Annotated in this window: 9 protein-coding genes; 6 read left to right on the top strand and 3 right to left on the bottom strand. The window is 56.7% G+C overall.

Annotated elements, in window-relative coordinates; all coding sequences use genetic code 11:
- Window positions 1-16 precede the first annotated feature (16 nt).
- A complete protein-coding gene (locus JO972_RS13925) occupies window positions 17-1,003 on the bottom strand; it encodes a zinc-dependent alcohol dehydrogenase family protein (RefSeq protein ID WP_309490679.1) in 987 nt (328 codons plus the stop codon).
- Window positions 1,004-1,183: 180 nt separating this feature from the next.
- Between JO972_RS13925 and JO972_RS13920 the strand changes: the two genes are divergently transcribed.
- Together JO972_RS13920 and putP are read left to right on the top strand one after the other, a co-directional pair.
- Window positions 1,184-2,047: a LysR family transcriptional regulator gene (locus JO972_RS13920; protein WP_309490810.1), complete on the top strand. Its 864-nt coding sequence runs from the start codon at window positions 1,184-1,186 to the stop codon at window positions 2,045-2,047.
- A gap of 171 nt (window positions 2,048-2,218) precedes the next feature.
- Window positions 2,219-3,721 (top strand): sodium/proline symporter PutP, encoded by a 1,503-nt coding sequence (putP, locus tag JO972_RS13915; protein WP_309490678.1) that lies wholly within the window; start codon window positions 2,219-2,221, stop codon window positions 3,719-3,721.
- An 80-nt stretch (window positions 3,722-3,801) separates the two neighbouring features.
- Here putP and katG read toward each other — a convergent pair whose 3' ends face one another.
- Together katG and JO972_RS13905 are read right to left on the bottom strand one after the other, a co-directional pair.
- Window positions 3,802-6,054 carry a catalase/peroxidase HPI gene (katG, locus tag JO972_RS13910; protein ID WP_309490677.1) on the bottom strand — a complete coding sequence of 751 codons (2,253 nt, stop codon included), beginning with the start codon at window positions 6,052-6,054 and terminating at the stop codon, window positions 3,802-3,804.
- A 56-nt stretch (window positions 6,055-6,110) separates the two neighbouring features.
- Complete coding sequence (locus JO972_RS13905; protein WP_309490676.1) at window positions 6,111-6,536, bottom strand: Fur family transcriptional regulator; 426 nt, start codon at window positions 6,534-6,536, stop codon at window positions 6,111-6,113.
- A gap of 246 nt (window positions 6,537-6,782) precedes the next feature.
- On the opposite strand from JO972_RS13905, the gene JO972_RS13900 reads away from it, so the two are divergent.
- From JO972_RS13900 to secA, 4 genes are all read left to right on the top strand, one after another.
- Complete coding sequence (locus JO972_RS13900; RefSeq protein WP_309490675.1) at window positions 6,783-7,142, top strand: DUF3127 domain-containing protein; 360 nt, start codon at window positions 6,783-6,785, stop codon at window positions 7,140-7,142.
- Window positions 7,143-7,233: 91 nt separating this feature from the next.
- Window positions 7,234-9,264, top strand: a complete 2,031-nt coding sequence (locus JO972_RS13895; RefSeq protein ID WP_309490674.1) for an arylsulfatase — start codon at window positions 7,234-7,236, stop codon at window positions 9,262-9,264.
- A gap of 214 nt (window positions 9,265-9,478) precedes the next feature.
- Entirely contained in the window at window positions 9,479-9,814 is a 336-nt protein-coding gene (locus JO972_RS13890; RefSeq protein WP_309490673.1) for a hypothetical protein, read from the top strand.
- A 209-nt stretch (window positions 9,815-10,023) separates the two neighbouring features.
- Window positions 10,024-12,951, top strand: a complete 2,928-nt coding sequence (gene secA, locus JO972_RS13885; RefSeq protein WP_309490672.1) for a preprotein translocase subunit SecA — start codon at window positions 10,024-10,026, stop codon at window positions 12,949-12,951.
- Window positions 12,952-13,124 lie beyond the last annotated feature (173 nt).

The raw sequence follows: 13,124 nt of genomic DNA, 5'->3' as shown, positions 1-13,124 counted from the left end.
TCTATTGAGTTAATCATTAAACATCCACCACGACCTTACCCATTCCCTTGCCGCTTTCCAATCGTGCATGAGCTTCATTGGCCTGCTCGAGAGAATAACGGTTCTCATCAAGGACCACTCTCAATGCTCCCGCCTCGGCAATCTTTGCCAGCTCTGCGAGGATTCTGCCGTGCTCGCTGCGCTGGTGATGATGCAGCATGGGGATCAACATAAAGACCACATGCAGCGAGAGGCCTTTCATGTGGGCTGGTGTTAGATCGAGTTCGCACATGGAGACTGTGGTCGCAATCTGACCATTCAATGCGGCTGCCTCGAATGAGTTCAGTAAATTTTCACCACCCACGGAGTCGAATACGAGATCAAAGCCTGCGCCATCGGTGTGAGACTCCACGTAATCTTCCACGGATTCCGTTTTGTAATTAATCGGCTTAGCTCCCAGATCATTGATTAACGCCAGCTGTTCATCACCACCGCCGGTGGAATACACATCACCGCCCCAGTAGTTGGCTAGTTGGATCGCAATGTGTCCCACGCCGCCGGAACCGCCGTGCACTAACACCTTATGACCTTTGCTGATATTCGCGCGCTGCAGGCCTTCATAGGCAGTGATCGCCACCAAAGGTAGCGCTGCGGCCTCGCGCATCGATAGGTTGCTTGGCTTCTTCGCTACCAAATCTGCATCCGCGACAATGTATTCTGCCAGTGTGCCGGGTAAATCTGCTAGACCTCCTGCACAACCATATACCTCATCGCCTACGGAGAAATCAGTCACGTCCTCGCCAACTTCCTCCACGGTGCCTGCGAAATCCATACCTAACAGTGCAGGGGTATCTGGCGAAAGAGGAAGATCCTTGCCCATGGTGCGGATCATCGTGTCCACCGTGTTGACACTGGTCGCGGCGATCTTCACCAGTAGGTGACCTGCGCGCACCTGAGGCTTCTCTATTTCAGAAGTTTCAAATTTTGCGTCTTCACCGTAACTCTTCAATAGCATTGCTTTCATCGTTCTTATCTTTCTTTGTTTGTAGTTAGTTTGTTTGCGGGAGCATTTTCTCCCAATCGATGTCAGTATCATAACTCAATCGTTTCATTTGTGAAATTGCTTGTTTTAATACCACCTATGAGTTAATCGAATAAGCCATGTGCTTCCGAGCAAACATCTCAATTCACCCTCGATACCGATCTGCTTTCCTTACGCAGCCTCATTGCGGTGGTTGAGGAAGGTGGTTTTTCTGCAGCGGCCAAGCGGATTCACCGCACCCAGTCGGCCATTAGCTTGCAGGTCGCCAAACTCGAAGACCGTCTGGGCGCCAAACTGCTCGATCGCAACACTCGCTCAGTCGCCCTGACCGCCGCTGGCGAGACATTTATCAGCTACGCCCGCCGCATCCTTGAACTGGCCGACGAAGCAGCCCTCGCGGTGACCGCACCGGATGAGGCCACCTTGCTCCGTGTCGGTTTTGCCGATTACCTCGCGCCCCAGCACCTGCACACCCTGCTGGCACGATTCCGCCGGGCGCATCCGAACTGTGATCTCAGCCTGATCCTCGGTATGGGAGCGGACCTTTTCCCTAAGCTCAAAAATGGCGAACTCGATCTCGTCTTCGCCGGCCCGGAGGGAAACAAAGGCGACATTCTCTGGGATGAGCCTCTGGTATGGACCGGGACTCTGCCAGCCGACTATCAACCATCCCAGGCGCTCGATCTCGTCCTCATGCCATCCCCCTGCTGCTATCGCAAGATTGCCTTTGACACCCTAACAAAAATTGGCACTCCGTGGAAATTGGCTATCGAAGCCAACTCCGTCCATGCCGTGCAATCGGCGGTCCGTGCCGGACTTGGCATCAGCGTCCTGCCCCGCTCCGTGCTCGGCGACAAGCTGCCACGCATCAACGACACCCTGCCGAAGCTGCCCCAGACATCACTGGCAAGTTACGTCGCCCGAGGCACGACTCATCCCTACGCCCAGCGTTTCATCGATTTCCTCGTGTCTTGCGTCAACGAATCTTCTATGGAAAGCCGTCGAGTTAAGCTCAAAGCAATCTAACAAAAACCCTAAGGAACAAGACCTCTGCATTCCTAACACATCGGCAGCTTTCCAGAGCTTCCCTTGACAGACAGCATGGCTGTGAGAGGTTGTGGTTCCTCGCGCGGTGTGGCTCAACGGTTGAGCTTTTCCCATCATAAGGCGCGGCACCACCCCACTACCTAACTCTTTATGCACATCGGAATCTGGACCAGTCTCTTTCTTTACTTCGCATTAATGATCGCCATCGGGTTTTACGCGGCGAAAAAATCGACCTCGAATTCCGAGGAATACATGCTCGGCGGGCGCAACCTTCACCCTGCCGTCGCCGCCCTCTCAGCCGGGGCTTCTGATATGTCTGGCTGGTTACTGTTAGGTTTACCCGGTGCGCTTTTTGCCGCGGGATTGATTGAAGCCTGGATCGGAATTGGGCTATTTGTCGGGGCCTTGTGCAACTGGATCATCGTCGCGCCCCGCCTGCGCGAACAGACGGAACGCTACGACAACGCGCTAACAGTTCCGCAGTTCCTGGCCAATCGTTTCCCCTCCCGTGCCCTGCCTCTGCGGATGACCTCTGCCATCATTGTGGTGATATTCTTCATCGTTTACACCGCGGCCGGTCTTGTCGGCGGAGGCAAACTCTTCGCCAGCGCCTTCGGGGAGATGGTCAACCTCGGCTTCATGAGCGACTACATGTTCGGCGTCTGGTTCACCCTCATTGTGGTGCTCGCTTACACCGTGGTGGGAGGCTTCCTCGCCGTCAGCCTCACCGATTTCTGCCAGGGCGTCATCATGATGCTTGCGCTAGTGATCATGCCCATCGTCATTCTCACCACAGGGCAAGGCGACGGCATCGGGGGCGCCGCCGAGCGACTCAGCGAGATCGACCCCAGCTACCTGTCCCTCACCAGTGGCGTCACAGCGGTCGGTCTGATCTCGGCACTTGCCTGGGGATTAGGATATTTTGGTCAGCCGCACATCATCGTGCGTTTCATGGCGGTGCGTTCCGTCAAGGACGTCAGCCAAGCGCGCAACTACGCCATGAGCTGGATGCTCGTCGCCCTGATCGGCGCCGTTGGCATGGGGATTTTCGGCCGGGCCTACGTCGAGCGCAATGGCATCACCGTTGACGATCCGGAAACGATCTTTATGATTCTTTCCGACCTGCTGTTCCACCCGCTGATCACCGGCTTCCTCTACGCCGCTTTGCTGGCAGCGATTATGTCGACCATTTCCAGCCAGCTTCTCGTCTCCTCATCATCCCTAACAGAGGACTTCTACCGACTGTTCATTAACAAGAAGCCAAGCGATAAACAACTGGTCTTCATTGGTCGGCTCAGTGTGCTGGCGGTGGGCATTGTCGCGGCATTGATCTCGGGAAATCCAGACTCGCAAGTGCTCAGTCTGGTGGCTAACGCCTGGGCTGGCTTTGGTGCCGCCTTTGGCCCGATGATCATTCTGGCACTGATCTGGAAAAAGACATCCGGCTCCGGCGCTCTTGCCGGTATGGTGGTGGGAGCCGCCACGGTGATCGCATGGATCGCTCTGGACTGGAACCAGTCCTTCCTCGGCGGTCCGGGTGTCTATGAGATCATCCCCGGCTTTGTGCTCTCCTGGCTGACCATTTACGGAGTCAGTAAGGCCACCTACGTCGACGGCGAGTTCCGTGCCATCGTCAACAAGGACGCACCCTAACTTCTAACTAACAGTCAACTTCAGAGATCAAAAAAACGCGCTCCACATGATGGTGAAGCGCGTTTGTTGGGTGAATTTCGTTAGACTAAGTCAAAGCGATCCAGCTCCATGACCTTCACCCAAGCGGCGATGAAGTCGTTGACGAATTTCTGCTCGGCATCGGCGCAGGCATACACCTCGGCGACGGCGCGCAGCACGGAGTTTGATCCGAAAACGAGGTCGGCACGGGTGCCGGTCCACCTTGGCTGCTTGGTTTGGCGATCCGAGCCGAGGTAGGCATTGCCACAGGGCGAGACGGATTTCCACTCGATCCCCATGTCCAGCAAGTTGACGTAGTAGTCGTTCGTCAACTGACCACGGCGAGTCGTCAGGATACCGTAACCTTCGTCATCGGCATTGGTTTCCAACACGCGCAAACCACCGACTAATACCGTCAGTTCCGGCGCGGTTAGGGTCAGCAACTGAGCGCGGTCGATCAGCAGATGCTCCGCTGGCACAGTGAACTTGCCACCGAGGTAGTTGCGGAAGCCGTCGGCTCTGGGTTCCAGGGCCTCGAAGGACTCCACATCGGTCTGCTCCTGGCTGGCATCGGTGCGGCCTGGAGTGAATGGCACCTCGACATCGTGACCGGCCGCCTTCGCTGCCATCTCGATGGCCACGCCACCACCGAGCACGATCAGATCGGCCAGGGAGACTTTTTTACCATTCAATGCGCTGTCATTGTAGGCTGTTTGAATTTCTTCCAGCTTACCTAACACTTTTTCCAACTGCTGAGGTTTGTTCACCTCCCAGTCTTTCTGCGGTGCAAGACGAATGCGTGCGCCATTGGCTCCGCCGCGTTTATCGGAACCTCGGAACGTAGAAGCTGATGCCCAAGCAGTGGAGACTAACTCTGAGACACTCAAGCCAGACTCTGCAATTTTCTTCTTCAGATCAACGATGTCCGCAGTATCCACCAGCGCATGGTCAACGGCAGGAATAGGATCCTGCCAGATCAGGTCTTCTTCAGGAACTTCTGGCCCCAGATAGAGAGACTTCGGTCCCATATCGCGGTGTGTGAGTTTGAACCAGGCCTTGGCAAAAGCCTCGGCAAAAGCATCCGGGTTCTCCAGGAAATGGCGGGAGATTTTTTCATATTCGGGATCAAAGCGCAGTGACAGATCGGTGGTCAGCATGGTGGGACGATGTTTTTTCCCAGCTTCATGTGCATCAGGAATTGTCTCGGCAGCATCTTTCGCGACCCACTGGTGAGCACCTGCCGGGCTCTTGGTCAGTTCCCACTCGTTCTCAAACAGGTTCTTGAAAAATCCATGACTCCACTTCGCCGGCGTCGAGGTCCAGGTGACTTCGAGACCACTGGTGATGGTATCGCCACCCTTGCCGGTGCCGTAACTGTTCGCCCAGCCGAGCCCCTGTGCTTCCAAAGGAGCGGCCTCGGCATCATCGCCCACATTGTCGGCAGGTCCTGCACCGTGGGTTTTGCCAAAGGTGTGACCGCCGGCAATGAGCGCCACCGTCTCCTCGTCATTCATCGCCATGCGAGCAAAGGTCTCGCGGATGTCATGCGCTGCAAGAATCGGATCAGGGTTACCATCAGGCCCCTCGGGGTTGACGTAGATCAGGCCCATCTGCACTGCAGCGAGTGGGTTTTCCAGCACCCGATCGTGGACATCGCCATCGGCGGCGTCATCGGACACCAGGACACCGCGATCCTCATCCGCCCCTTCCGAGCCATGGTCGTAACGCTTGTCGCCACCGAGCCATTCGGTCTCGCTGCCCCAGTAGACATCTTGATCAGGCTCCCAAGTGTCCTCCCGACCACCGGCAAATCCGAAGGTCTTGAAGCCCATGCTTTCCAAGGCCACATTGCCGGTCAGGATCAGCAAATCAGCCCAAGAAATCTTGCGACCGTATTTCTGTTTGATCGGCCACAGCAGACGGCGCGCCTTATCCAAGCTGACGTTATCCGGCCAGCTGTTCAGCGGAGCAAAACGTTGCTGACCGCGACCACCACCACCACGCCCATCTCCGGTGCGGTAAGTGCCGGCGCTGTGCCAGGCCATACGGATGAACAAGGGGCCGTAGTTCCCGAAATCTGCCGGCCACCAGTCTTGGGAATCGGTCATCAATTCGGTGAGATCTTGTTTCACCGCGTCCAGATCCAGACTCGCAAATTCCTTGCGGTAATCAAATTCCTCGCCCATAGGATCGGATTTGATGGAATGCTGATGAAGCAGCTCCACCTTCAGGCGGTTCGGCCACCAGTCTTCATTGGAAGTGCCACCGCCGGCAGGAGCGGATTGGAAAAACGGACATTTGGATTCGTTGGACATCGTATGGTTAGTTTAGTTTGTTAGTTTCTGTTTGTTTTTGGTAGAGAGAAAATCGTTTAGTTCTTGGCCTTCGACGCCTGGCACTCAGGGCACAGCCCCCAGTAAGTCACCTCAGCCTCATCAATGATAAAGCCGGCATCATCCGCCGCGTGCAGGCAGGGCGTTTCACCCGTGGCACAATCGACATCAACGGTCAGACCACACTCGCGGCACACCAGGTGATGATGGTTATCGCCCACCCTATTTTCATAACGCGCCGAAGAGCCCGCTGGCTGGATGCGGCGCACCAGGCCTTTTTCCGAAAACAGCGTCAGGACGTTATAGATAGCCTGACGTGAGATGGTGCCTATTTCCTGTCGCACGGTCTCAGCCAAAATATCGGCTGTGGCATGAGGCTTCTTATCCACTGCGCGTAACACCGCTAAACGCTGGGCGGTCACCGGGATCCGGTGCTGTTCAAGTAAGTCTGCGTGCTCAGGCATGAAAGTTTAATACGACAATAACTTTACAGTGTAAAGTTTCATTTTGAGAAAGTTGTATCAACACGTCTCAACCTACCCTCCGAATCCCCCTTCTTCGTGCGTATCACCGGTCTTCTCGCGACCTCCAACAAAGCACCTGACGGCAATGCGACAGCCCACCCTTCGAGAGTCAAACATCCGCGCGGCTGCCCCTGTTGACAATTTTTTCGGTGGTATTGCGGGTCTGATCCTGAATAGAGTTTGCGCATGTACGAAGCTACCGGAAAAATCAAAGTCATCCTCGATACCCAAACGTTCCCCAGCGGGTTCAGCAAACGCGAGTTTGTCATCACCACCCCCGATGAAAACTACCCCCAGGACATCAAGTTTGAGATCGTCAAAGACAAGTGCGCATGGCTCGACAAATTTGAGCCCGGCCAAGACGTGACCGTCCACTTCGATATCCGCGGCAACGAGTATAAGGGCAAATACTACGTCAACCTCAACTGCTGGAAGATCCAAGGCGGAGAAAGCGCTGGCAATCAGGCACCCACAGGCGCTCAACCAGCGTCCCAGGAGGTCGAACCCTCACCAGAGGACCTCGCCAGTGACGACATTCCTTTCTAATCTCCCCCCCAATTTCTCCTCCCTCTAGCCAGCTGGTCTAGGGGGATTTTTTTCCTAGCCTCCTTTCCTCCCAACGAATTCCCCACACCTTATGAAATCGATCAAAACGTTCTTCCTCTGCACCCTGCTTGCCTCACCCCTGACGGCCGCCGACAAGCCAAACATCCTGTTCATCCTCTGCGATGACCTTGGTTACGGAGACATCGGAGTGTTCAATCAAAAGGCTCGGGAGAAGGCGGATGAAGCGGACAAACCGTGGTTTTCCACCCCGAACATCGATCAGCTGGCGGCCGATGGCATCCAGCTCCGCGCTCATTACGTCGCTGCCCCCGTCTGTGCGCCATCACGCGCCTCTCTCTTCGCCGGCCAACACCAAGGCAACGCCGCCATCCGTAACAACCAGTTCGACAAGGCACTGCCAAACCAGCCAACGCTCGCCTCCACCCTCAAGCAGGCAGGCTATCACACCGCCCTGATCGGCAAATGGGGACTGCAGGGAAAAGGGAAAAACCCATCGAGCTGGCCAGCCTACCCCACCAAGCGTGGTTTTGATTACTTTCTCGGCGGAGTCCGCCACAAAGATGGCCACGAGCACTACCCGGCCGACCTGATCCATTTCAAAAAACGCGCCGAGGTCTGGGAACAAAACCAAGAGATCGGCGCCAAGTTGAAAGGTTGCTACACCACCGATCTGTTCACCGCCGCCTCGAAAAAGTGGCTGATCGAACATCAGCAAACGTCACCCGACCAACCGTTTTTCCTTTTCCTGTCCTACGACACCCCGCACGCCGCCACGCAGATCGCCACCATGCCCTACCCCAAGGGCCTGGGCGTCAAAGGCGGCATGCAGTGGCTAGGCAAGGACGGCAAAATGATCAACACCGCCTCCAATAAGCCGGACAGCTACATCCACCCGGATTACTCCGAGCGCAAATACGATCACGATAACGATCCCAGCACCCCACTCCAGCCATGGACCGAGGTGGCCAAACGCTATGCCTCGTCGATCCGCCGCATCGATAACTCCGTGGCCGATCTGCTACAGACCATCAAGGATCTCGGAGTGGATCAAAATACCGTGGTGATCTTCAGCAGCGATCACGGCCCGTCCAAGGAGTCCTACATCGAGCAACCACTGAAACCTGGTTTCTTCGATAGCTTTGGCCCCTTCACCGGAATCAAACGCGATTGCTGGGAAGGTGGCATCCGTCCTGGTGCTCTGGCGCGCTGGCCTGGTGTGATCAAAGCCGGCAGCATCACCCAGAGCCCCTCTCAGATGCACGATTGGATGGCGACCCTCTGCGACATCGCCAAGGCTCCCACCCCAGCCGTTACCGACGGTGTCTCCCTGCTCCCCACCCTCACTGGTAAGGGCCAACAACAGCCGTCGAGCATCTACGTCGAATACTACGAGCACAAGAAAACTCCGGCGTATCCAGAATTCCCAGCCGCTCGCCGCAATGCCAAGCGTGGCCAAATGCAGGTCGTGCGCGAAGGCAATCTGAAAGCCATCCGCTACAATGTGGAAACCGCCAGCACGCCCTTCATGGTCTTCGATGTGGTGAAGGATCCTCAGGAAAGCACCAATCTGGCAGGTCAAAAAGGGATCCCGTCCCAGTTCCACTGGCTCACCGCATCGGCACGTCTGCACGGCACCAACAAATCTGCCAAGCGCCCCTATGACGGCCTGGCCATCCCCGCCATCGATGCCGCCCAAGCACCGCAACTGGTGCGCCAGAGCATCGAAGGCAAGTTCCCCTACGCCATCCGTATTTCAGATCCATCCGTGCCCAGTGAGTCGGTCAAAACCCTGAACACCAAAGCCATCACCGGCAATACCCAGTTCACCGGAGCCATCAAGGTGAACCAGCAAGGTCGCTACCAGTTCAGCCTGCCTAAAGGTGTTCGCGGAGTGCTTCGCATTCACGGCATCGTCGTCGCCGACACCGATTCCGCCGAATCCAACCAGCGCGGCGGCAAGCTCAACCTGACAGAAGGCCTTCATCCCTTCACCCTCAGCGTGCGCACATCAGGTCAGGCTGTTGAGTCCGCCCTGCTGTGGAAAACCCCGGGAACCCAAGAAGCCGCCGCCATCCCCGCCGAGGCCCTGACTGCGAAGTAACTATAAACGGCGGCGAGGTATCGCCGCTTTGGCACATGAGGAAGCTTTCCCAGCTCCTCTCACCCAACAAGCAATCCCCGCGGCTTATAAGCGCCGATACCTCGGCGCGCTCCAAAGCTCCCTCCGTCATCCGCATTAAACCGTTTGACAAATTTTCGGTCTCTCCGATTCTAGAGGAGTCGATCAGCCTCTAGAATCTTGAGTCGAATCTCCGATGACCACCTTACGCTCGAAAGCTCACCCTCACGCATTGATCCCCTGGGTCTTGGCGGTGGTGGCTTTGTTGGGCTGTAACGCGCTGGCATCGACTAAGGTTTCACTCCGTAAATCATCGCAGGTGAATGGCGGCAGCGTCACTCAGCTGTCGACCAACGAGTCTCCGTCCACGTCACCCGACCGCGATTTCCCCGGTCTCATGGCTTGCACAGCCAGTGGCGTTTCGCTCAGAGCGCCAGTGGTTCAGCGGACCGATCTGAGCTCCCACCAGCGCCCCTTTGTCGTCACCCGTCGTGGCAGCGCTGTTTACGGTCGCGCACCGCCGCGTGGCTAAGCCTACGCATCACGTCTTTAGCTGACCAGCCCCTCGCGTTCTATTCGCAGACGGGGGGGCTTGATCGTTTTTATCTCGGCTGGCGTGTGCCCCTAACGTCCCTCCTTGTGTGAGGGACCACTCCCTGCCTGTTGGGTAGGGCTCTGCCTTTTTCTAACAAAACAACATTTCTGCGGATCGACATGCATCCGCACAACTTATTTCATTCCATGATTACCACCTTATTTCCTAAAATCCTCGGCAACAAAAACCAGCGTGAGCTCGCGAAGATCCAGCCGATCGTGAATCGGATCAACGCCCACGAAGAACAACTCCAGCGGCAACCGGCCGAACGCTTGCAAGAGCTGACACGCCAGTGGCAACAGGACCTGGCGAAATACCACCCGCTAGAAAGCGTCACCCAGTTTGAGCTGGAGCGGATGGGACCGGAGGAGCTCGGCGCAATGGCCACGACGTTGGAAACCCGCTTCGCCACCCTGCGCAAGGAGTTCTCGTCATTGCCCAAAAAAGTCGAGCCCAACAGCGCATCCATTACCAGCGCCAAGGCAGCCTTCCAGCACATCGAAGCTCAATTCGCCGCCGCCCGAGCGAAGTATTTGCTCAAGATTCTCCCCGAGGCCTATGCCGTGGTGAAAAATGCGGCACGTCGACTCTGTGGCAGCGAGATCCTCGTCAGCGGCCAACCGATGACCTGGGAGATGGTCCACTACGATGTACAGCTGGTGGGAGGCATCGCCCTGCACCGCGGGCTGATTTCTGAAATGCAGACAGGTGAAGGCAAGACTCTCGTGGCCTCCCTGCCGGTCTATCTCAATGCCCTTACCGGCCTTGGGGTGCACGTGGTCACGGTGAATGATTACCTTGCCAAACGTGACTCCGAATGGATGGGCGCGCTGTATGAATCGTTGGGCCTCAGCATCGGATGTTTGCAGAGCGACATGGATCCGCAGCCTCGCCGGGTTGCCTATCAATGCGATATCACCTACGGCACCAACTCGGAATTCGGCTTCGATTACCTGCGCGACAATGGCATGGCTCAGGATCGCGACGAGCAAGTTCAGCGCGGCCACTACCTCGCCATCATCGATGAAGTCGACTCGATCCTGATCGACGACGCCCGCACCCCTCTGATCATTTCAGGCCCGGTGGAGCAGACCGAGCAACCGCTGCTGGCGCTCAAGCCGAAGGTGCAGAAGCTGGTGAAACGTCAAACCGCGCTGTGTAATCAGATCGCCAGCGAAGTGAAACAGCAGCTCGAGTCAGGCGACACCAAGGCCGCCGGTCTCTCCCTGCTCAAGCTCAAGCTCGGCCACCCGAGGCATCGCCAGCTACTGCGCTTCATGGAAAACCCGGACCTCAGGAGGTTGCTAGAAAAGACGGAGCTGCAGTATCAGAAACGCTCCGCTAAAAAAGACATCCACAAGCTGAAGGCCGAGCTCTATTTTGCCATCGATGACAAACGCCGCGATGCCGACCTGATGGAAAAAGGTCGACTCTTCCTCGCCCCCAATGATCCCGACAGCTTCACCTTGCCGGATTTCTCAGCAAGAATGGCCGCCGTGCAGTCCGATAGCGAACGCAGCGAGCAACAAAAGGCGGAAGCGCTGCAAGACATCCGCGACGAACGCAATGCAAGGGCGGCCTCGATCCACGGCATCTCCCAGCTACTCACCGCCTACTGCCTGCATGAGCGCGATGTGCACTACGTCGTGCGCGATGGCAAGGTGACCATCATCGATGAAAGCACCGGCCGCGAGATGGAAGGGCGGCGCTGGTCCGATGGACTGCACCAGGCGGTGGAGGCCAAGGAAGGTGTGGAGATTGAGGAAGAGACCAAGACCTACGCCACGGTCACCATCCAGAACTACTTCCGCCTCTACGAGAAGCTGGCAGGCATGACCGGCACCGGAGAGACCGCCGCGGCTGAGTTCCATGCGATTTACAAACTCGATGTGCTGCCCATCCCCTCGCACTTGCCGAACCAACGGATCGACCGCAACGACCAGCTGTTCAAAACCCGCCGGGATAAATACCAGGCGGTGATCCGCACCGTCGAGGCCGCGCACCAGACCGGTCAGCCGGTGCTCATCGGAACCGGCTCCGTGGACGCCTCGGAAACCCTCTCGCGCATGCTCAAGCTCGCCAAGATCCCTCACTCTGTGCTCAATGCCAAACATCACGAACAGGAAGCCACCATCGTTGCCAAGGCAGGCCAGAAAGGCGCCGTGACCGTGGCCACCAACATGGCGGGACGAGGCACTGATATTAAACTGGGCGATGGCGTGGCGGAGCTCGGTGGTCTGTTTGTGATCGCCACCGAGCGACACCCGTCTCGGCGGGTCGACCGACAACTTCGCGGTCGTTGCTCGCGCCAAGGCGACCCTGGCAGCTCCCAGTTTTTCATCTCCTTGGAAGACGACCTGATGCGCAACCACGGCGACCCAGCCCAGATGGCCGCCTTGGTGGATATGGCGCAGCGGGGCGACCGGAAGATCCCACCGATCGGCAAACTTGTCGAAACCGCACAGACGCGCCTCGAGCAACGCGATGCGATGAGCCGCAAGCAAGTGCTCGATTTCGACGACGTGATGAACCTGCAGCGCGAGATCGTTTACGACTTCAGAAACGATGTGCTCGCTACCGAAAACATCCGCGAATTGGCGCTGCAGACGATGGAGGAAATCGTCGCCCATGGCGTGCAGCAGAAGCTCAGCGAGTGCGATCGCCACGACCTAGATCTCACCCCGTTGCAGAACTGGATCGCATCCTCATTTGGCGTGGAGCTGAATGAACTGACCATCGGTCAGCCCAGCGAAATCGTCGATGAAGTCGTCCAGCAGGTGCAGACCAGCTACAACAAGCAGTTAGAAAACATCCCCGCTGAACTGCTGGATCGCGAAGAAAGAAGGGCGCTGCTTTTCTCCATTGATGAAGGATGGCAAGACCACCTCGCCGAAATGGATGAACTGCGTGAAGGCGTCTACCTGCGCAGCCAGGGGCAGAAAGATCCGCTGGTGGAATACAAGATCGAAGCCTTCAAACTCTTCGATATCTTGATGGAGCAGATCAAACGTGACGCCGTCGCCAACCTATTTCGGCTGGCAGCTGGAGTGAAGGCTATCAAGACCATGCACTAGGGTTGATACGAGCGTGCAGCTTCCGTAGCGAAGGGTTTGCCCCCTTCGTCACGTAGCGCGCTGCATACCTCGAGCCAAACGAAGGGTGCAAACCCTTCCATGAGAAGGTATGTCAAAAGCAAAGTTGAAAATTCATTTTCACTATAGCCTAACAGTTACTTTTTTTAGAGGGC

The organism is Oceaniferula flava (genome assembly GCF_016811075.1).
Classification (GTDB): Bacteria; Verrucomicrobiota; Verrucomicrobiia; order Verrucomicrobiales; family Akkermansiaceae; genus Oceaniferula; species Oceaniferula flava.
The sequence above is the reverse complement of the archived record's forward strand: the minus strand, read 5'-3'. Positions and strand labels throughout refer to the sequence as shown.

Excerpts from the sequence above, each read along its gene's own strand:
- JO972_RS13900 (WP_309490675.1), top strand. The coding sequence starts at position 6,783 with ATGTACGAAGCTACCGGAAAAATCAAAGTCATCCTCGATACCCAAACG.
- JO972_RS13890 (WP_309490673.1), top strand. The coding sequence starts at position 9,479 with ATGACCACCTTACGCTCGAAAGCTCACCCTCACGCATTGATCCCCTGG.
- putP (WP_309490678.1), top strand. The coding sequence starts at position 2,219 with ATGCACATCGGAATCTGGACCAGTCTCTTTCTTTACTTCGCATTAATG.
- JO972_RS13905 (WP_309490676.1), bottom strand. The coding sequence starts at position 6,536 with ATGCCTGAGCACGCAGACTTACTTGAACAGCACCGGATCCCGGTGACC.
- secA (WP_309490672.1), top strand. The coding sequence starts at position 10,024 with ATGATTACCACCTTATTTCCTAAAATCCTCGGCAACAAAAACCAGCGT.
- JO972_RS13925 (WP_309490679.1), bottom strand. The coding sequence starts at position 1,003 with ATGAAAGCAATGCTATTGAAGAGTTACGGTGAAGACGCAAAATTTGAA.
- katG (WP_309490677.1), bottom strand. The coding sequence starts at position 6,054 with ATGTCCAACGAATCCAAATGTCCGTTTTTCCAATCCGCTCCTGCCGGC.
- JO972_RS13895 (WP_309490674.1), top strand. The coding sequence starts at position 7,234 with ATGAAATCGATCAAAACGTTCTTCCTCTGCACCCTGCTTGCCTCACCC.